Origin of the sequence: Sulfurospirillum halorespirans DSM 13726 (assembly GCF_001723605.1) — a bacterium.
Classification (GTDB): domain Bacteria; phylum Campylobacterota; class Campylobacteria; order Campylobacterales; family Sulfurospirillaceae; genus Sulfurospirillum; species Sulfurospirillum halorespirans.
The window spans coordinates 1,474,159-1,492,798 of record NZ_CP017111.1 but is presented as its reverse complement, the minus strand read 5'-3'; the positions used below and the strand labels follow the sequence as shown (position 1 = coordinate 1,492,798).

General features: G+C 37.8%; 22 protein-coding genes. 15 read left to right on the top strand and 7 right to left on the bottom strand.

Annotated elements, in window-relative coordinates; translation table 11 throughout:
- Positions 1-146: 146 nt before the first annotated feature.
- Entirely contained in the window at positions 147-1,196 is a 1,050-nt protein-coding gene (locus SHALO_RS07450) for an OprD family outer membrane porin (RefSeq protein WP_084010810.1), read from the bottom strand.
- Entirely contained in the window at positions 1,183-1,404 is a 222-nt protein-coding gene (locus tag SHALO_RS07445) for a hypothetical protein (protein WP_025344651.1), read from the bottom strand. Before SHALO_RS07445 ends, SHALO_RS07450 begins: the two co-directional genes overlap by 14 nt.
- An 888-nt stretch (positions 1,405-2,292) precedes the next feature.
- Here SHALO_RS07445 and SHALO_RS15375 point away from each other — a divergent pair.
- The 3 genes from SHALO_RS15375 to SHALO_RS07435 all read left to right on the top strand — a co-directional run bounded on the left by SHALO_RS15375 (position 2,293) and on the right by SHALO_RS07435 (position 4,088).
- Positions 2,293-2,463: a hypothetical protein gene (locus SHALO_RS15375; RefSeq protein ID WP_168156748.1), complete on the top strand. Its 171-nt coding sequence runs from the start codon at positions 2,293-2,295 to the stop codon at positions 2,461-2,463.
- 3 nt (positions 2,464-2,466) lie between these two features.
- Entirely contained in the window at positions 2,467-3,195 is a 729-nt protein-coding gene (locus tag SHALO_RS07440) for an arginyltransferase (protein ID WP_069478031.1), read from the top strand.
- Between the two features lie 62 nt (positions 3,196-3,257).
- A complete protein-coding gene (locus SHALO_RS07435) occupies positions 3,258-4,088 on the top strand; it encodes an adenylosuccinate lyase (RefSeq protein ID WP_069478030.1) in 831 nt (276 codons plus the stop codon).
- On the opposite strand, the gene SHALO_RS07430 is transcribed toward SHALO_RS07435, so the two are convergent.
- Genes SHALO_RS07430 through SHALO_RS07410 form a run of 5 tightly spaced genes read right to left on the bottom strand, consistent with a single transcriptional unit; the run spans position 4,085 to position 7,740 of the window.
- Positions 4,085-5,356, bottom strand: a complete 1,272-nt coding sequence (locus tag SHALO_RS07430; RefSeq protein ID WP_069478029.1) for an RNA polymerase factor sigma-54 — start codon at positions 5,354-5,356, stop codon at positions 4,085-4,087. The two genes, SHALO_RS07435 and SHALO_RS07430, sit on opposite strands and share 4 nt — an antisense overlap.
- An 18-nt stretch (positions 5,357-5,374) precedes the next feature.
- The gene (gene lptB, locus SHALO_RS07425; protein ID WP_069478028.1) at positions 5,375-6,097 is read right to left on the bottom strand and encodes an LPS export ABC transporter ATP-binding protein; all 723 of its coding nucleotides are present in this window, start codon (positions 6,095-6,097) and stop codon (positions 5,375-5,377) included.
- Positions 6,084-6,515: a tRNA (adenosine(37)-N6)-threonylcarbamoyltransferase complex ATPase subunit type 1 TsaE gene (tsaE, locus tag SHALO_RS07420; RefSeq protein ID WP_069478027.1), complete on the bottom strand. Its 432-nt coding sequence runs from the start codon at positions 6,513-6,515 to the stop codon at positions 6,084-6,086. The genes lptB and tsaE overlap by 14 nt, the downstream gene beginning before the upstream one ends.
- Complete coding sequence (trpD, locus tag SHALO_RS07415; protein WP_069478026.1) at positions 6,512-7,495, bottom strand: anthranilate phosphoribosyltransferase; 984 nt, start codon at positions 7,493-7,495, stop codon at positions 6,512-6,514. The genes tsaE and trpD overlap by 4 nt, the downstream gene beginning before the upstream one ends.
- Entirely contained in the window at positions 7,495-7,740 is a 246-nt protein-coding gene (locus SHALO_RS07410) for an RNA-binding S4 domain-containing protein (RefSeq protein ID WP_069478025.1), read from the bottom strand. The genes trpD and SHALO_RS07410 overlap by 1 nt, the downstream gene beginning before the upstream one ends.
- 156 nt (positions 7,741-7,896) lie before the next feature.
- Here SHALO_RS07410 and SHALO_RS07405 point away from each other — a divergent pair, with 156 nt between their 5' ends.
- The 12 genes from SHALO_RS07405 to SHALO_RS07350 all read left to right on the top strand — a co-directional run bounded on the left by SHALO_RS07405 (position 7,897) and on the right by SHALO_RS07350 (position 18,639).
- Positions 7,897-9,126, top strand: coding sequence for an argininosuccinate synthase (locus tag SHALO_RS07405; protein ID WP_069478024.1), 1,230 nt, complete (start codon positions 7,897-7,899; stop codon positions 9,124-9,126).
- 5 nt (positions 9,127-9,131) lie between these two features.
- Positions 9,132-9,551: a rhodanese-like domain-containing protein gene (locus SHALO_RS07400; protein WP_069478023.1), complete on the top strand. Its 420-nt coding sequence runs from the start codon at positions 9,132-9,134 to the stop codon at positions 9,549-9,551.
- 18 nt (positions 9,552-9,569) lie between these two features.
- Entirely contained in the window at positions 9,570-10,016 is a 447-nt protein-coding gene (gene rplI, locus SHALO_RS07395) for a 50S ribosomal protein L9 (protein ID WP_025344634.1), read from the top strand.
- Positions 10,017-10,021: 5 nt separating this feature from the next.
- Positions 10,022-10,567 carry an ATP-dependent protease subunit HslV gene (gene hslV, locus SHALO_RS07390; protein WP_069478022.1) on the top strand — a complete coding sequence of 182 codons (546 nt, stop codon included), beginning with the start codon at positions 10,022-10,024 and terminating at the stop codon, positions 10,565-10,567.
- Positions 10,564-11,889: an HslU--HslV peptidase ATPase subunit gene (hslU, locus tag SHALO_RS07385; RefSeq protein ID WP_069478021.1), complete on the top strand. Its 1,326-nt coding sequence runs from the start codon at positions 10,564-10,566 to the stop codon at positions 11,887-11,889. The genes hslV and hslU overlap by 4 nt, the downstream gene beginning before the upstream one ends.
- 13 nt (positions 11,890-11,902) lie before the next feature.
- Positions 11,903-12,793, top strand: coding sequence for a GTPase Era (era, locus tag SHALO_RS07380; protein ID WP_069478020.1), 891 nt, complete (start codon positions 11,903-11,905; stop codon positions 12,791-12,793).
- Between the two features lie 83 nt (positions 12,794-12,876).
- Positions 12,877-14,403, top strand: a complete 1,527-nt coding sequence (locus SHALO_RS07375) for a hypothetical protein (protein WP_069478019.1) — start codon at positions 12,877-12,879, stop codon at positions 14,401-14,403.
- The gene (locus tag SHALO_RS07370) at positions 14,396-15,043 is read left to right on the top strand and encodes a hypothetical protein (RefSeq protein ID WP_069478018.1); all 648 of its coding nucleotides are present in this window, start codon (positions 14,396-14,398) and stop codon (positions 15,041-15,043) included. The genes SHALO_RS07375 and SHALO_RS07370 overlap by 8 nt, the downstream gene beginning before the upstream one ends.
- A complete protein-coding gene (locus SHALO_RS07365; protein ID WP_069478017.1) occupies positions 15,040-15,468 on the top strand; it encodes a hypothetical protein in 429 nt (142 codons plus the stop codon). Before SHALO_RS07370 ends, SHALO_RS07365 begins: the two co-directional genes overlap by 4 nt.
- Positions 15,446-16,969 carry a pilus (MSHA type) biogenesis protein MshL gene (gene mshL, locus SHALO_RS07360; protein WP_069478016.1) on the top strand — a complete coding sequence of 508 codons (1,524 nt, stop codon included), beginning with the start codon at positions 15,446-15,448 and terminating at the stop codon, positions 16,967-16,969. The genes SHALO_RS07365 and mshL overlap by 23 nt, the downstream gene beginning before the upstream one ends.
- Positions 16,962-17,771, top strand: a complete 810-nt coding sequence (locus SHALO_RS07355) for an ATP-binding protein (protein WP_025344626.1) — start codon at positions 16,962-16,964, stop codon at positions 17,769-17,771. Before mshL ends, SHALO_RS07355 begins: the two co-directional genes overlap by 8 nt.
- On the top strand, positions 17,764-18,639 hold the full coding sequence (locus tag SHALO_RS07350) for a hypothetical protein (protein ID WP_025344625.1): 876 nt from the start codon (positions 17,764-17,766) through the stop codon (positions 18,637-18,639). The genes SHALO_RS07355 and SHALO_RS07350 overlap by 8 nt, the downstream gene beginning before the upstream one ends.
- Position 18,640: the final 1 nt, after the last annotated feature.

The window sequence follows — 18,640 nt, the reverse complement described above, 5'->3', positions numbered from 1 at the left end:
CTTGAGCATGTATTTTTAGTTACATGTAAAGCCATACATTTAAAGCTTTACATGTAAATAAAAAATGGGCGTTGCATACTTACATGCAAAACCCATTTTATTACAAGGAGATCTATACTTGTTTCGTTAGAAAAAATATATTGCTATTAAAATTCGTAACCAACTCTAAAACGGATTTCATCTCTGCTATATGCATCATTACTATTATTTGCAATTTCATAAAAGCCCATACAGTAGAGACCTTTGAGTGAACCGCTGAAGTTGTGTATAGCATAGAAACCTGTTTGATCAATCTTTCCAATACCAACCTGTGATGATGCTGCACCTTTTTCATCTAAATCAATATTGACATAACGCACGCCAAGAACGGTTGCGATTTGAGGAACAAATGCATGTACATCAACAGCATACTGAGTTGACGCTTCAAATTGTCCAGCATCTGTAAGTGTTGAAGTATACAGTCTTGGGCGATCATCTGTCATACCAACGCCCCAAGCGCCACGTCCATCATTAATCTTAGCATACGCTACATAAGCCCCAACAGGTCCAACATTAAGACCAAGTTTGGCTGAGTAAACCGTTGAATCTGCCCAAGCCACACTTCTTTCATCTAATTCTGTATTCCAGAACTGAAGACCTGTGACTAACGTTACGCTATCATTAATCTTTGGCATATAATCAGCTTGTGCTAAAAAAAGAGAATGAGATTTATCTTCCTCACCATAAGCCAATGTCAATGTTGTATCTGGAAGTGATTTATTGATCGCACCCACCACATAAGCATAGTCGCCACCTTCAGCACCAGGAATAACATTATACAAAAGGCCAAACTTGCCAAAATTTGCAAAATCATTATTAACCCCATTATCCTTCATCCAAGACATTCTCCATGCATACGCTGCATAAAGTGTTGTATCAGGAATGTCATTGCTAACAATTGTAACACCTTCAATTGCTTGTTTTATTACGTCATGATTATCGCTGCTCATAAGTGGCTTATCAAAGTACTGACGACCAACTTTAACGACTGTTTTATTCATAGTGTAAGAAAGGTATGCTTCAGATAAAATAGCACCTGATGCACCTAAATCCCATGGTAACATATGGTCCAGCTTCGTATCAGTATCAGCCCATGGAGTACTTTGTCCTTGAAAACCTAATCCTACTCTAAATCCTTTTAATTCAGCCGTCCTCATAGCTTAGTCTTAGACCAAAAGCCATTAACGAAGAATCTGTTGCTCCAGGACCACCATGTGCAGCAGCATCATAATCACGACCAAAATAAAATGCTCTAATTTCCCCGTTAACCTTACCATTTTTAAATGCATCTTCCAGTGTATCCGCGCCATACACAACTGAACTCATAGCGATCAATGTCGCCAAACTTAACTTTGCTAATTTCATATAAACTCCTCCTAAAAATAGTTTTGTTTCAACTAGTATAAAAACATATTCTAATTAAAATCTCATTTGAATCTTAAATTAACCTTTACTTTGATATATATCTGAAAGTAATAGGGCTAGCACCTTGATTTTTGTATTTATTTGCTAATAAATATTTATTAACGCTAACATGAAGACCTATGATAATTGTAACTACCACAGATCCATAAAAAAAGTTACTTGTTCGTTTTTTAACAATTGGTAACATACAGCAAAACAAAAAGACGTCACCAATACTCTTAATCAATAGTAAAACACTAAAATTAAAGAGAGCAAACTACAAACAGTAAGTCAACAAAACAATAACTAACCGAACTTATATAATCCTCCTTCTAACTATTTTTCATCATTATTAATCTAAATTTATATATTTTCATGGTAAATATACATTTAAGTTGTAGGGAAATTGTAGATAAGTTTTAAATACTTCAATTTTTTTTATTAATTAAAATATTTTATAGTTAAATGAGTATTGGTTCAGAAAAAGTATTTAATTTGGGGTTATAAAACGAATCGCAGATTATATTGTTTTAACTGAATGAAGTGATTTTTGTATTTTACTATTAAAATAATATAACAATTATGTTCCCATCCTAAAAACTAGATCACGCATAAGCTGATAGTTGAAACACTTTAAAATAACAGTACTTTTGACAGTACTTGTCCACATTAAAATAATTAAAGACTGATATTACTGTAGTTGAAGCATATATTTTAGTCCGGCCTCAGGTACCACCTCTTTTTAGTTTCCAAATTTTCTAAGACATGCAAATACTCTTATTCAAAGCCTCTTTGTATGAAATTTTGCTATAATCTGACCCTATTTATCTTTACATGTAAAGGCATGCAATGCAAGGCAATCTATTTGAAGATCTAAAATCCCTCAAAGACAAAATGAATCAAGAAGAGAAAAATACTAAAGAACAACTCATTGTCGAGCAAAAAGAGGAAAAAGAGAAGAAATTGCACGTACAATTTGAAAAATTTATGCAAAATTCTGGAGTTAGAAAACTACATTAACCCATGACGACGCCCTTCTCACGTATTATCGAATTTTCCACATTAGAGACAAAATGCTCCTACCTTGATGGGTGCAAAACGCGCATGGAATACAAATACATTGATAATGCAACAATGGAGCTCAATCAAGCGTTGATAGAACGGGGTTGGAGACGTTTTGGGCATTATTATTCCAGGCCGCAATGCCAAAACTGTAAGGCTTGTTTGAGTCTTCGCATTAACATCAAAAACTATCAATTTTCACGCTCGTTCAAACGTGCTTTTAAAAAGGCTGAGGGGATTCGCTATGTGATTCAATCGCCTACCATTAGCACCGAACACTTAGAGCTTTACGACAAATATCATCGCCACATGGAAGAAAAACGTGGCTGGCAATACTACTACCTCAAACCGCAAAGTTACCATGAACTCTATGTGAGTGGTGCACAAAATTTTGGCAAAGAAGTGCTCTATTTTCAAGATGATAAACTCATCGGTGTCGATCTCATCGATTTTCTTGATGATGGCATCTCTTCGATCTATTTTTATTACGATCCCGATTATGAAAAACTCTCTTTAGGACGACTTTCCATTTACGAGCAGATCATTTTAGCCAAAGAGTATGACCTCGATTGGATCTATCTTGGCTACTACGTAGAGAATTGCCAAAGCCTCAAATACAAGGCTTCGTATCAGCCGTATCAGATACTCCAAGGCAATCCAGATTTGAATGAAGATGCCATTTGGGTCTAATAGTTTAAACTTGGAATCTTTTTTGCTTTAAGTGTCATAACTTGACACAAAAGGATGGATAGATGCACCTTTCACTCTCTCATGATATGCTTGCGCTTACGATTCAAGAAGATTCAAAAACCTTTTACTATTTGCAAAATATTGCCGATAAAAATTTTCAAAAAAAGATCGGTCGCAAAGAGAAAATGATTATCTTCAAAGAACAAGACGAGTTGGTGCAACGTCGTTATTTTCTAAAACTGATTGGTAAAATCTATCTGCGTAAAACGGGCAATGCAGAACACGCTCATATCATCGAAAATGCCATCGATAAAACCATCAAAATCTCTCTTTTAAAATCAAATCAAGTGCTTCAAAAAATGAGTATTAACCTCGTGATTGAGGACAGTTATGCGGTTGTGTTTCATCTAGGTTCCCACAACACCCTTTTTGCTTCGTATCTCAAAAGTTATTTTAAAGACCATTTGGTCAGAATTCGCCCAAAAAATGGCACGATTACGCTTTATCCAAACTCTGATGTGACAGTACATCTTTTGGAAAAACTACTGGAGCAAAAAGAGCTCTTTGGTTGCTTTGTAGAGTTTTCCTATGCGATGGAAGAGTTTTTAGCCTATAAGAGAAGTTTTGTGGCAAAACGCGCCAAACGAAGTCGTCATAATGCCCTTTTCTCCTTGCTTGAAGAGTATTTTGGTATTCTAGGATGTCGGGTGGAAGACTCTTTTGAGATGATTCGAAAAAATTATCTAACCTTGGTTAAAAAGTACCATCCAGACAGTTGTGGGCTTTACGATGGGGATTTACATGTAAAGTATGTGGCGAAGTTTCAAGAGATTCAAAATGCCTATGAAATGCTCAAAATGCACTTCAGACATGTGGATGCTAAAATCGCTTAAAATTTGAGCGTGTAGAGTTTTTTACGCTCGGATGAACTGGCGATATTAAACTGCTGGCGGTATTTTGTAATCGTTCGTCGCACCATTTTAATGTTAAATTTTCCCTCGATCAACTCCAAGAGTTTAATATCACTGAGTGGCTTGAGCTTGCTCTCACTTTTTACCAACTCAATCATATACTCCTTAATTGCACTGTTAGAGATGTCTTCCTCCACTGCTGTGGCAAAAAACTGTTTCATAGGGATGACGCCACGGGAACACGAAAGGTATTTACCTGCAATGGCGCGTGAAATGGTTGAAGGATTGCGCCCCAAATCATCGGCTAAATCTTTGAGTTTCATAGGCTTTATCGCTTTCCCAAAGAAAAAGTCATACTGATACTCCACGATCATCAAACCGATTTTATACAGCGTTGCTTTGCGCATTTCAAGGGCGTCAATAAGATCTTTGGCATCTTTGATTTTTTGAGAGACAAAACTATGGTCAACATCCAGCCCTTCGGTATCCAAAATCACTTCAGGATAATAGGCATCATTGATCCGCACTTCAATGGCACCAGCTAAATCATAGATAAAAATATCGGGAATGACCTCTTTTTCATCTTCCAAAAAGTCAATCGCGGGAGGATTACGAAAGCGTTTGATGATATTTAGCGCCTCGTGAAAAAGAGGCTCTTTGCCAAAAGATTCGATATTTTCAAAGTTAATGATGAGCTTTTCTGTCATCGCATAGAGTTCATTGTCTAAAGAGAGGTCTTGAAGCTGAAATAAAAACGTCTCTTTCACATCAAGTGCGCCAATGCCCAAAGGTTCAAGATATGCAAAACGTTGCCGTATCTTTTCCACTTCATCCACTTTGACATCCAGTTTTTTGGCAATTTCAGCTAAAGATTCTGCTTCAAAATACCCCTCAGAGTTGATATTTTCGATAATTTCATAGGCAATTCGTTGGGATTTTTCAGTAGGAAAAAGCGGTGGATTGATCTGTTCATTAAGGGCTTGAAAGAGTGATTTTTTATCTAAGGTGAGCGCTTCAATCGTATCGGAAACCGATGTTTTAGCCACTTCTGCGAAAAAGTTTTTCTTTTCAAAACGTTTATCGGGTGTTTCGGAGCCTGACTTGACACTGATAAAGGGATTTTCTTGCACAAACGGTTCCAGTGTCTCCACCAAACTATCCAGATTGGCTTGGAGTATGGGAAGCCAACCTCGAAGCGTTGAGGAGAACTTTTGTTTGGTGGTTTGTGTACCCGAAACCCTAAGTTTCAAAAACAATCTCCTTGTGGGTTAAAACCTGAAATCTTCGCCAAGATAGTAGGTTTTGACCAGTTTGTTTTGAGCAACTTCATCGCTGCTTCCACTGGCTAAAAGTGCGCCATCTTTGAGCACATACGCCCTATCGCAAATAGCAAGTGTTTCGCGCACATTATGGTCGGTAATCAAAACACCAATACCAAGTTTTGCAAGCTCTTGCACAATGCCTTGAATATCGGAGACTGCGATAGGATCGACTCCCGCGAAAGGCTCATCCAGTAAAAGAAATTTAGGTTGCAAGACAAGGGAACGTGCGATTTCACAACGACGTCTCTCGCCACCGCTCAGGCTTACGCCATTGCGTTTGCGAATCGGCTCGATGTTGAGCAGATTTAATAGCTCTTCCACACGCTTCATAGCGTCTTCTTTGTTCGGATAGACAATCTCAGCAGCAAGCATAATATTCTCTTCTACACTCAAATCTTTAAAGATACTTGATTCTTGAGGAAGATAGCCAATGCCCAGTTTTGCTCTTACATGTAAAGGTATTTTGGTCACATCATGATTGTCAAAATAGACCGTTCCAGAAGTCGGTGGAATAAGCCCACAGATCATATAAAACATCGTTGTTTTACCCGCACCATTGGGGCCTAAAAGTCCTACGACTTCGCCACTTTTGACATCAAGCGAAACCCCTTTGATAATCTGCGTTTTTTTAATCGTTTTTTGTAATTCTTGAACGTTAAGCGTATGCATTGATGTGAACCTTATAATTGCGTTTTAAATCCAGTATTTCGATATCAATTGTACTGTATCCTATCCCAAAATGGTGCAGTAATTTTTCGAACTCAGCGTCGCCCCACTCGATGAGATGGTAACCCTCAGTATCTAATTTTTCGATCAAACCACTTTGCAAAAAACCGTTGCTCCCGCATTGGTAAATATCATAGTGAAACAATTTTCCCTTATACTCATGCAAAATCGAAAAAGTGGGTGATGAAATCGCTTCTTTAATGCCTAAAGCTAGAGCAAATGCTTTGACAAAAGCGGTCTTCCCACTGGCAAGATTGCCGCGAAGAAGAAGTACGCCAGCGTTTCCAAGCTCATCTTTTATCTCTGTGGCAAAAGCATTTAAGTGCGCTAAATCGCACACTTTCTCATAGCGTTGACTCATATGAGATAGGAGAGCTTAATAATTTCGCCCAGCTTATCCCACGCTTTTTTACTCTCAATGGCCTCTTTCATGAGCGCTATGCCTTCTTGCATATCTCTGGCTTTTCCATCAATCATCAAAGCGCATGCGCCATTTAAAAGGACGACATCGCGTTTGGCGCCTTTTTCATCACCACGTAAAATGGCGCGGGTAATCTCGGCATTTTGAACACTCTCCCCACCTTTGATCGCTTCAAGCGGAGCCAATGTAAAGCCATAATCTTCAGGGTTGATTTCACCTTCGGTGATGACTTTATTTTCAATCATCGTGTAACGTGTAGGAGCGGTGATGCTCACTTCATCCAGTCCATCTAAAGAGCTTACGACCATACTTTTCGTTGTCCCAAGCTCTCGTAATGCTTTACTAAAACGATCAATGTAATCCACATGAAACACACCAATCATCTGTTTTTGAGCCCCGGCAGGATTGGCAAGAGGTCCTAACATATTAAAAATCGTACGATGTGAGAGACTTTTTCGAATTGGCATGATGTGTTTCATGCAAGGGTGATGATTCATCGCAAACATAAAAACGAAACCACACTCTTCAAGCATTTTGATCTGTTTTTCAGGTGTTAAACTAAGGTTGAGTCCTAACGCTTTAAGCACATCCGCACTACCAGAGAGTGAAGTGGCTGAGCCACTACCATGTTTGGCGACTTTGCACCCAAGAGCGGCTAAAACAATGGAAGTCGTTGTGGAGATGTTAAACGTTCCGCTTTTATCGCCACCTGTGCCTACAATGTCAATCAGTTCGGCTTTTAAATGCGCTGGAATATCGAGCTTGACGCTGTGTTCACGCATCACATTTGCCGCAGCTGCGATCTCCTCAAAACTCTCACCTCGCTCGTAGAGTTCAACTAAAAATTGCACTGCTGCTTCAGAACTGAGTTCATTTTCAAAGAGCGCATTAAACTGTGCATAGGCCTCTTGGTAATTCATTACGCTTCCCTTACGTATTCGTTTTGTTTCGTTTTTGGAATGGTTTTGGCTTCAGGAATTTGCAAAACTTCGTATTTCACTGCTTTTTCAAGATAATTAATCGTAATAATATCACCGACTTTGACATCTTTTGCAGGCTTTGCAACCGTGCCATTAATGCAAACAACGCCATTTTTGCACATATCTTCTGATATGGCGCGACGCTTGGTAATATTTACGCTGTTTAAAAATTTATCGACTCTCATACCCCATCCTTAGGATTTAACGCCCATTCTATCAAAAGAATATTTAAACTTGCTTTTTTGACTTTACATGTAAAATCCTGCCTAAAGCATAAGCAAAGTTTTTACAAACTTGCGCTACCATCACGCAATTCTATAAATTCTGTGAGGATTCGTATTATGAAAAAAGATGTTAAAAAAGTAGTTTTAGCCTATTCAGGTGGACTTGATACCAGTATTATTTTAAAATGGCTCCAAGATGAGTACAAATGTGAAGTAGTCACGTTCACAGCGGACATTGGTCAAGGTGAAGAGTTAGAGCCAGCGCGCAAAAAAGCCATCTCTTTAGGCATTAAGCCAGAAAATATTTTTATTGAAGATTTAAAAGAAGAATTTGTTAAAGATTATGTATTCCCAATGTTTAGAGCTAACGCCATTTATGAAGGTGAGTATCTTCTTGGAACCTCTATTGCTAGACCACTCATTGCAAAACGTCAAGCAGAGATCGCTGCGATGGTCGGAGCCGATGGCGTAAGTCATGGTGCAACGGGTAAAGGAAATGATCAAGTCCGTTTTGAGATGGGATATTTGAGCATGAATTCAGACCTTGTTATCATCGCGCCTTGGCGCGAATGGGATTTGAACTCTCGTGAAAAATTACTAGCGTATGCAGAAAAAAATGGTATCAGCATTGAGAAAAAGCCAGGTAAATCACCCTACTCTATGGATGCAAACTTGCTTCACATCTCTTACGAGGGACTTGTGCTTGAAAATCCAGCGGCTGAACCAGAAGAGGATATGTGGAGATGGACCGTAAGTCCTGAAAAAGCGCCTGATCAATCCGAAGTCATTGAAATTACCTATGAAAAAGGTGATCCAGTCGCATTGAATGGTGTTAAACTTAGCCCTGCTACGATGCTTACTAAACTGAATGAACTCGGTTGCAAACACGGTATTGGTCGCACAGACATTGTTGAAAACCGTTTTGTAGGTATGAAAAGTAGAGGTTGCTATGAAACGCCTGGTGGTACGATTATGCTTCGTGCTCACAGAGCGATTGAGAGCATTACGCTGGATCGTGAAGCGGCGCACTTTAAAGATGAGATTATGCCTCGCTATGCAAAAACGATTTACAATGGTTTTTGGTTCTCACCTGAACGTGAAATGATGCAAGCAGCTATTGATAAATCGCAAGAGGGTGTTAACGGCACGGTTAAACTTAAACTCTACAAAGGCAATGTTTCGGTTATCGGAAGAGATTCTAAAACCAATAATCTTTTCAATGAAGCATTCTGTACGTTTGAAGAAGATGAAGTGTACAACCAAAAAGATGCCGAAGGCTTTATTAAGCTGAATGCATTACGCTTTATCATTAGCGGTAAAAATAGAAAAAAGCAAGGCAAAGCTTAATCTCAGTGGATGAGCCAATTAACGATGAATGGAGTGAAGAAGCAATGATGAATTTAGTTCAAACAGTAACAAAAAGCTGCGAAGTCAGTGGCGAAGAGTTACATGTAATGCTAAATCTAAGAGCTCAAAAGAGACTTGATTTTGTGCTGATTGACATCAGAGAGATGTATGAGTATTCTGAGTCAAGCATCAAAGGCACAGACATGCTTTTACCAACGTCGACCATTCATCAACACATGGATGAGCTGAAAAAGCTCTCCGGTAAGCTTTTGATTTTTTACTGTCATATCGGTGGGCGCACAACGCAAATGCTATTTATTTTACGTAGAATGGGCTTTTCCAATATCGCCCAACTCAGTGGTGGCATTGATGCATTTCACGGTGAAAAGCTGAAAAATGCCCCACTTCCAAAAACGATGAAATAGAAAACTAAAGGATTTTATATGAAAGTTTTATTGATTAAAGATGTTAAAGATTTGGGTAAAAAAGGCGAAATCAAAGAGGTTAAAGACGGTTACGGTCAAAACTTCCTCATTGGTAAAGGCTTTGCGCTTTTGGCGACCAATGAAGTGATGCGAAAATACGAATCAGACCAACGCAAAAAAGCAGCTGCAGAAGCGGAAGAAATCGCCAATCTTAAAGCGATAGAGAAAAAATTGGGTGAATTAAAACTTACAGTCAAACGTAAACTTGGCGCGAATGGAAGTCTTTTTGGTGCAGTGACTAAAGAGGAAATTGCGCATGAACTTAAAGAGCAACACAAAATCGAAATCGATAAAAAAACCGTTGAGCTTGAACATGCAATCAAAACTACGGGTAATTTTGATGTAAGTATTAAGTTAGGACACGGTATTCACGCCACATTGGCGCTTATTATTCTTGGAGAATAAATTTTATGTTTGAAGCAACCACCATCCTTGCGTGTCGCGGCGACAAAAAAGCGGTTATTGGCGGTGACGGGCAAGTCACTTTTGGCAATACCGTGCTTAAAAGTAATGCCACGAAAATTCGCAAACTCTACAACGGAAAAATCTTAGCAGGTTTTGCAGGAAGCACTGCTGATGCGTTTAACCTTTTTGATATGTTTGAGGGTATTTTAGAGCAGAAAAAAGGCGATTTGTACAAATCAGTCATTGAATTTTCTAAAGAATGGCGCAAAGATAAGATGCTCAGACGTCTTGAAGCGATGATGATTGTACTCACATGCGAGCATATTTACATTCTCAGCGGCACGGGTGATGTCGTTGAACCCGAAGATGGTAAAATTGCAGCGATTGGGAGTGGCGGAAACTACGCCATTTCAGCTGCACGCGCACTTGATCGTCACGCCAATTTGGATGAAGAGACACTGGTGAAAGAGAGCCTTAAAATTGCCAGTGAACTGTGTATTTACACCAACGACAACATTAAAACGTTTGTTTTAGAGAGTACAGAAGCATGAATTTAACACCCAAACAAACCGTTGCCTATTTGGATGAGTATATCATCGGACAGTTTAATGCTAAAAAAGCCATCGCCATCGCCCTTCGCAATCGTTACAGAAGACTCCAGCTTGAAGGTGAAATGGCAGAAGAGGTGATGCCCAAGAACATCTTGATGATCGGCTCAACCGGTGTGGGAAAAACAGAAATTGCGCGCCGTATGGCAAAAATGCTCTCATTACCCTTTGTGAAAGTGGAAGCGAGTAAATACACGGAAGTGGGCTTTGTTGGACGTGATGTTGAGTCGATGGTACGCGATTTGATGATGGCGTCTATTAACCTTGTTAAAGCTGAACACAAAGAGAAAAACCAAGACGATATAGCCTTACATGTAGAAAAAACGATCATCGAGAAACTGCTTCCTCCTCTTCCAAAAGGTGTGAGCGAAGAGAAAAAAGCGGATTATGAAAAAAGTTCTGAGAAGATGCGCCAAAGGCTTCGTGATGGTGAACTGGATGATCTGAAAATTGAAGTGGAAATTTCTCAAAACAGCAGTGATTTGGGCGATTCTTCGCTTCCTCCTGAAATGATCAAAGTGCAAGAGTCTTTTATCAAGATTTTAGGTTCAGGTCAAAATAACATCAAAAAAGAGATGAAAGTCAAAGACGCCAAAGAAGCACTGAAAATCGAAGCGAGCGAAAAACTTTTGGACATGGAAGCCGTTAAAAGTGAAGCCAGAGAGAGAGCTCAAAATGGCGGCATTATTTTCATTGATGAGATCGATAAGATTGCTGTGAGCGCTTCACAATCACACCGTAGTGATCCAAGCAAAGAAGGCGTTCAACGTGATCTTTTGCCGATTGTGGAAGGCAGTGATGTCAATACCAAATACGGAAGCATTAAAACCGATCACATTCTTTTTATCTCAGCAGGTGCATTTCATGTGAGTAAACCAAGCGACCTCATTCCAGAACTTCAAGGTCGTTTTCCACTGCGCGTGGAACTCAGCTCACTCACAGAAGAGATTCTCTACAAAATTTTGACACAACCCAAAAACTCCCTTTTACGTCAATACCAAGCCCTTTTAAAAACGGAAGGTGTAGAGCTTATTTTTGAGGATGATGCCATTGCGTCGATTGCAAAAATCGCTCAAATCACCAATGAAAAGACTGAAGATATAGGAGCGAGAAGGCTTCATACGATTATCGAAAAAGTCCTAGAAGACATCAGTTACACCGCCGATGAACACGCAGGTGAAACCTTACATGTAAGCAAAGAACTTGTACATGAAAAGCTTGATGCCATCGTCGAGAGTGAAGATAGCAGCCGCTATATTTTATAATTAAAGAAGCAAAATGAACGAAAAAACTAAAACAGGGTACGTTGCCGTTATTGGTAGACCCAATGCGGGTAAAAGTTCCCTACTCAACTGGCTTGTCGGCGAAAAACTCGCGATGGTTTCACATAAAGCCAATGCAACGAGGAAGCGCCTCAACATCATTGCAATGCATGAAAATACCCAAATTATTTTTATTGACACACCCGGTATTCATGAACAAGAGAGGCTTCTTAACCAATTTATGCTCGAAGAAGCTATGAAAGCAATGGGCGATTGCGATCTTATTCTTTTTCTTGCCCCTGCAAGCGATAGTATTCAAAATTATATTGATTTTTCAGCGCTCAATAAAGCTAATATTCCACACATGGTCTTACTCACTAAAACCGATAGCATATCCCAAACAGCTCTTTTTGATAAGATCACGGAGTACCAAGCGTATCAAGATAAATTTGTAGCCCTTATTCCTGTTTCGATTAAAAAAGGAATCTCACAATCCTATCTTTTAGAAGCGATCTCCAAATTTATGCCAGAACATCCCTATCTTTATGATCCTGAAATCCTCACAACAGAGCGTGCGCGCGACATTTATAAAGAACTGATTCGTGAAGCTATTTTTGAAAATACCAGTGACGAAATCCCCTATTTTGCGGATGTTATCATCGATAAAGTGGATGAAAAAGAGACAATCGATAATATTTATGCTACTATTATTGTTGACAAAAAAAGTCAAAAAGGTATTGTAATCGGCAAAGAGGGTCAAACCATCAAGAGAATCGGTTCCAGCGCACGTTTGCTCATTGAATCTCTGTCACAAAAACGTGTCTTTTTGAAACTTGTTGTGGTTGTTAAGCAAGGTTGGAGCCAAGATAAAGAAATGTTGAAGAAAATTGGTTATATAGTAGAATAAAGTCTGTCACCATAATGCAATAAAGTCACTGTATGATGATCAGTGAAATAATGACAATTTTTAGAATAAAAGGGGTTTAAAAAATGGCCGCACCTGAGGATAAACGTTCTAGCTCAGAAATTGTATCTATAGACCCTTTGTCGCTTGTTTCTTATTCTTACTCTAAAAATGAAATTAAACTTAATAAGCTCGAAAAAAGTGATAAAAATGCTTTTTTTATCTCCTATCTTCAAGCGCGCGATGTTATTAGTGCTACGATAGATGTTAGCCGCAATATTCCCGATAGTGACCTCAAAGATGCCATAGAGATCAAAGTTTACGATGAATTAGCCCTTGATTCAGCGATTGAATACGTTATTAGTTATATTGAGACAGAATCCAAAGATGCTAAAAATCGCTCTTTTAATATCTTTATTATTGATGCAACCCTTATTCATTCCAAACTCACACCTATTAAAGAAAAAACACGCTATATTGATTATGTTACCGCTGCACCTTTTTTAATTAAAGCGCTTTACCGTAAAAATTTTATTGAAGCTGAGGGAACACACTGTTTTGTCTATTTTCAAAAAGCAGATGCCTTTTTAACCATCTATAAAGGCGGTGAATATATCTACTCGAAATCACTGCACTACTCACTCAAAGAGATCAACGAAAAATTTTGTGAACTCATCGGTGAGCGCATCGATGAAGAAGATTTTTACAAACTCTTAACCAACGAAGGGCTTAGAGCAACCAATAACCAATACCAACAAAGTTTAATGCAACTTTTTGGAGAAATTTTCTTATACATTAGCGATGTTTTAGTCTTTACAAAACGCTCTTATAACATCGATTTTATTGATCGTATCTATCTAGGATCTGAAATTGGTGCATTTTCAGGCATTGAAGAGTATGGTAAAAGTTACCTTGGATTAGAATCTTTTGAGTTCAATTTTAGCATCGCTATTAACTCGAAAGAGTGGTACATCGATCAAATTCATATTTTAATGATGCTGAGTGCTCAGCTTTATATGGAAAATCAAGACGATAATCTCAATTTTTCAATCTACAAAAGACCTCCACCTCTTAAATACAGAGCCTCTGGTAAACTTTTAGGCATCATGGCTGCGAGTATTATCTTAAGTCTTGCTTACCCTGCATATCAATTTGCATACCACTCTTTTCTAAGCCTCAAAGCAGTAAAAGAGACAAGTGAATACAATGAGATTTTTCAAAAAACATCTGCAATTAGACAAGAGTTAGCCAAGCTCAAAGCTGAAAAAGAGAAAGTGGATACTTTGGTTAACAATGAGACCACTAAGTTTGAATTTAGAAAAAAACTCTTAAGTGAAATCTATAATAAAAAGATCTCGTACCCAATGAAAGCGTTAATGCTTTTAGAAATCTTCCAACTTTCAAACCAAAATGGCTGCAAAGTTGAAGCCATAGAATTTAAGCAAAAACAACTCAACTTTTTCGTTCGTAATCAAAGTGAAAAAAGGATTACGGAATTTATTCAAGATTTGACAGCGTTAAAAAAATACAGGATCACAACCGATAAAATTATTCAAGATGATAAAATCAAACTCTATACCAGTAAAATCTCTATAGGATTGAACGATGAATAGTATTGATACGCTTATGGATAAGATTGATCTCTATTTTCAAGGCAAAAAAAGTAGTGAGACATATCTTGTTTTTGCTATGGTTTTTACTCTGATTGGCTTTTTATTTTACAGCTATCTCTTTCCTATTACCGAAAAAATGCTCAATCAAACCATGCGCAATGCTAAAGAGGTTGAAAAAAAGCTTCACGATGAACAAGCATATCTTACCTCTGTTTCACGCGATGGAGATTCAACTTTTTTAATCAGAAAAGTCAAGTCAGATATTGAAAATGCAAAACTTCTTTTAGAAAAAACAACGTTTACCAATGCCTATGTTGACGGTAAGCTTAAAGAGCTCTCTTATCTTCTTTTCAATGATGAAAATTGGGCAAATTTTTTACACTCTATTGCACAATTAGCACAAAAATATGCTGTGCGTATTAAAGTCATTGAAAACAAAATCAATGAACCCAGTATTCAGAAAATTGAACAAATTTTAACCCTCAAAGTTGATTTTAGTGGCTCATTTGCCAATACCATGAAATTTATGAATGCTATTGAAGAGAGTGAATTGGTTGTTGATATTTATGAACTGAATGTCACTGGTCAGAAAAATATTGATGGACAATTTAATATTGCTGTTTGGGGGATGAAATATTGAAAACATTACTAAAAACAGTGATAGGATTATGTTTTTACATCACTATGATAAACGCAAAAGAGGCTTTGTCTTTAGGAAGTGAAGTCAAAGAGTATGACAAAATTTTTGAACGTATTGCTGAGCGCAGGGTGGGCGCTGATGTCATTATGCTAGACAAGCTTGAAAATCCATTTATTAGTATCACGACCGATCAACAAAAGAGCGATGGCAATGAAACGGCGCAACTCATGGTTTATACGTTAGAAGCGACCTTTGATCAAAAAGCAAAAATTAGTGGCACATGGTATAAAAGAAATGAAACGGTAGGTGCCTACAAGCTGGCAAAAATCACGCACAATAGTGTTATTCTCCAAAATGAAATTGAAAAAAAAGAACTTGTAATAAGGACAAAAGATGAGAGCAATGTTAACATATTTTCCAAATAACATTATTGCAATAGCAGCGATATTAGCGATCGCTCTTTCGCCCGTTCACGCTGCAGAAAAAAGTAAGCCATGTGAATATCGCACGTTTAATATCAAAACGAATAACAAAGCCACAGGAGCCGAGCTACTTGCCGAACTTGGAGAAGTGTGTGATTTTAGCATTGTTGTTAAAGATACCGAAGCAGAAAAAGCCCTTGCAAAAAATCTCAATGGTGTTAATATTAAAAATCTCTCTCTCGATGAAGTTTTTCAACTTATTATTCAGGATAATGATCTTTTTTATGTTTATGATAAAAATTATTTAAAAATTTCTGCTCTTAGTACTAAATCTTTTAAAGTAGATTATATCTCCTCCATTCGTGAGGGAAAAGCCGTTATTAACGCCTCTGTAGATGCAACCCCTGTCGAAGCAACAGGCAGTGGAACCAAAAACACAACAACTCAAAGTCAAAACTCAATCTCATCCAATGAATCATTTGATTTTTGGAAAACAATCTCCATAGAACTTACCTCTGTCTTGAATACAGGAGGAGAGAATTACAAAGCATCATCACCTATTATCAACGCAAATGCAGGTATGATTACCGTAACAGCAACTAAAAAGCAGTTAGACCGCGTTTCTGATTATATCGATCTTCTCAAAGATAGGCTTCATAGACAAGTGCTTATTGATGTCTCTATCATTTCCGTTGCACTCAGTAGCAGCAATAAAACAGGTGTAGATTGGAGTCAATTTTCTTTAAGCTTTGGTAGTAACTCTATTTTCAATAATAGTAATCAAGGGGCTTTGTCAACAAGTAACCCAAATACTTTATACAACTCTTCAAGTACAGGTACGGCTAATGCATCAAGTAATCTCAATAGTTTAACCGTTGTTAATGATGCCCTTTTCTCAGTGTCAGGTGTAATTGATTTTCTAGGATCAAGTGGCGATACCAAAGTGATTTCAAGTCCAAAAGTTTTAACGATGAATAATCAGCAAGCATTGATTACGGTTGGTGATAATATCAATTACCGAATCCCTGAAGAAACAAGCTCTACTGAAACGAGTTCAAGTATAGCGACAACCTACACCAACTACTCTATTTTTATTGGCGTGCTTCTTAACATCACCCCTGAAATTTCAGAAGACAATGAGATTATTTTACGTATCAATCCTTCTGTCAGTAATTTTAAATATTCTGATGATGATTCTCAGCAAACCAATCCTAGAGAGATTGCCCCAGATACCCAAGAGAAAAAACTCTCCACCGTTGTTAAAGTGAAAGATGGCAGTACTATCATCCTCGGAGGACTGATTGCCTCAACCAAAGGGAAAGAAGAGAGCAGCGTACCACTGCTAAGCAGCATTCCTCTCTTAGGGGAAGCCTTTAAACACTCTGCGGATACCATCGCAACCAATGAGCTTGTTTTTGTCATTACACCGCGCATCATAGGGGTAAAAGGAAGCGATAAAGCAACGCTTAAAGATCTTGGATACAGTCAAAGAATATATGAATAACCAATACAGCGATCTTAAAACTATCTTTGTGGATGGTGAAATCTTTGATTATGTGAATTTGGACAAATCGGCAATAACCTATGACAAATTGGTGCAAACCTTAGATAAGCCTTTAAAGCTGATCTTGTTTTATGGAAAACCAGGCACAGGTAAAACGTTTTTGCTCCAAAAAATTTACAATGACTTAAAGCCAAAAAAACGTATTATTTTTTTCCCACGTCCTTTTTTCGAAGAGAAAGTCTTCATTAAAGCGCTTTATGAACATATTTTTGGAAGAACATCTCCTGAGTTTTCCAATTACAATGAATTTTTAGCATTGCTTAGTAAACATATTACGTCTACGGATCAAGCCATTACGGTATTAATTGATGAGGCGCAGCTTTATCCAACCGATTTAATCGAGAAAATTCGTCTGATGGCGGATTCTCGTTTATTTAAATTTTTGTTTACGGTTCATAAAACAGAAAAAGAGGATTTACTCGCAAAAGATTACTTCCAAACGCGCATTTGGGAGACGATTGAGATAGACAATGCATCACAAAATGAGATTAAAACCTATATCGAAAAAAAACTCCTGTTTCATAATCGTTTTGAATTTTTGAATCTTTTTAGAGATAAACACTATAAATTAATTGCAAAACTTACTGGTGGAAATTTGAGAACGATCAACAAACTTCTCTATAAACTTTTTGAAATTTTAGAGTATTATGATGAGCATAAACCCTCTGTTGTTAAGAGTAATGCTTTACATGTAAAATACCTTGAAATGGCTGGCATTAGTCTAGGGATGATCCATGCTTAGTACCGTAGAAATTGTTGAACTTGAAAAAAAAGTTTTTCAGTACCGACTTAAGCAGCGTTTGCATTATCTCATTATCGGCTCATCCGTATTTCTTTTTGTACTGGTCGGACTCTTCTTTTACCCTTTAGTGTTAGATGTTTTCAATTCCAAAGAAAAAGAGTCGGCAACCGCGACACTGATGAAAAATGAAATTACAGCTATGGACAATAATCTTTCAACAACTACTGTCGTTGAAGCCAATAACAGCACAGCAAAATACATGCCTTCCACATCCAATAACGAGCAAAAAGCAGATGAAACACTTACGCTTCAGCTACCCATCATTGGAAAAAATAGTTCTGATAAAAAGTCATCCTACCTGCCTGAACCCGTAGAGAAAAAGAGCGCTTTTGGAATTCAAGAAGAAGAACTTGAAAACAGAATTCTTACACGAAAAACACCTAACACCATTAATGATGAGAGTTTTTATCGTAGCAAAGAAGAAAAGATCGATACAATGCTACTGCCCCCACCTCTTTTGGAAGAACCTAAGCAAAAAGGGGTTATTAAAATTGAAACCCATGAGGTTAACTCCATCCAGTATCTCAAAGAAAAATTTGAAAAAACGCATAGCATTACCTTTGCATTGATGCTTGCGGAAGAGTACTACCTTGCTAAAAACTATAATGAAAGCAATAAATGGGCATTGATTGCCAATAATGTTGATTCTGAAAATGAAAAAAGCTGGATTTGGTTTGCAAAATCCAAAATCAAATTGGGGCATAAAGAAGATGCAGCACTAGCGCTTAAAGCCTATTTGAAAAATAATAAATCGCAAGCGGCGCAAAGTCTGCTAAACCAAATCGCCGTAGGAGAAGTCATTGATTAAA

What these genes read in the sequence shown, in the direction of transcription:
- SHALO_RS07405 (WP_069478024.1), top strand. Translation starts at nt 7,897, where the DNA reads ATGAAAAAAGATGTTAAAAAAGTAGTTTTAGCCTATTCAGGTGGACTT.
- SHALO_RS07445 (WP_025344651.1), bottom strand. Translation starts at nt 1,404, where the DNA reads ATGAAATTAGCAAAGTTAAGTTTGGCGACATTGATCGCTATGAGTTCA.
- SHALO_RS15375 (WP_168156748.1), top strand. Translation starts at nt 2,293, where the DNA reads ATGCAAGGCAATCTATTTGAAGATCTAAAATCCCTCAAAGACAAAATG.
- lptB (WP_069478028.1), bottom strand. Translation starts at nt 6,097, where the DNA reads ATGCATACGCTTAACGTTCAAGAATTACAAAAAACGATTAAAAAAACG.
- SHALO_RS07450 (WP_084010810.1), bottom strand. Translation starts at nt 1,196, where the DNA reads ATGAGGACGGCTGAATTAAAAGGATTTAGAGTAGGATTAGGTTTTCAA.
- mshL (WP_069478016.1), top strand. Translation starts at nt 15,446, where the DNA reads ATGTTAACATATTTTCCAAATAACATTATTGCAATAGCAGCGATATTA.
- SHALO_RS07370 (WP_069478018.1), top strand. Translation starts at nt 14,396, where the DNA reads ATGAATAGTATTGATACGCTTATGGATAAGATTGATCTCTATTTTCAA.
- tsaE (WP_069478027.1), bottom strand. Translation starts at nt 6,515, where the DNA reads ATGAGTCAACGCTATGAGAAAGTGTGCGATTTAGCGCACTTAAATGCT.
- SHALO_RS07440 (WP_069478031.1), top strand. Translation starts at nt 2,467, where the DNA reads ATGACGACGCCCTTCTCACGTATTATCGAATTTTCCACATTAGAGACA.
- SHALO_RS07375 (WP_069478019.1), top strand. Translation starts at nt 12,877, where the DNA reads ATGGCCGCACCTGAGGATAAACGTTCTAGCTCAGAAATTGTATCTATA.
- SHALO_RS07355 (WP_025344626.1), top strand. Translation starts at nt 16,962, where the DNA reads ATGAATAACCAATACAGCGATCTTAAAACTATCTTTGTGGATGGTGAA.
- rplI (WP_025344634.1), top strand. Translation starts at nt 9,570, where the DNA reads ATGAAAGTTTTATTGATTAAAGATGTTAAAGATTTGGGTAAAAAAGGC.
- SHALO_RS07410 (WP_069478025.1), bottom strand. Translation starts at nt 7,740, where the DNA reads ATGAGAGTCGATAAATTTTTAAACAGCGTAAATATTACCAAGCGTCGC.
- trpD (WP_069478026.1), bottom strand. Translation starts at nt 7,495, where the DNA reads ATGAATTACCAAGAGGCCTATGCACAGTTTAATGCGCTCTTTGAAAAT.
- SHALO_RS07350 (WP_025344625.1), top strand. Translation starts at nt 17,764, where the DNA reads ATGCTTAGTACCGTAGAAATTGTTGAACTTGAAAAAAAAGTTTTTCAG.
- SHALO_RS07435 (WP_069478030.1), top strand. Translation starts at nt 3,258, where the DNA reads ATGCACCTTTCACTCTCTCATGATATGCTTGCGCTTACGATTCAAGAA.
- hslU (WP_069478021.1), top strand. Translation starts at nt 10,564, where the DNA reads ATGAATTTAACACCCAAACAAACCGTTGCCTATTTGGATGAGTATATC.
- era (WP_069478020.1), top strand. Translation starts at nt 11,903, where the DNA reads ATGAACGAAAAAACTAAAACAGGGTACGTTGCCGTTATTGGTAGACCC.
- hslV (WP_069478022.1), top strand. Translation starts at nt 10,022, where the DNA reads ATGTTTGAAGCAACCACCATCCTTGCGTGTCGCGGCGACAAAAAAGCG.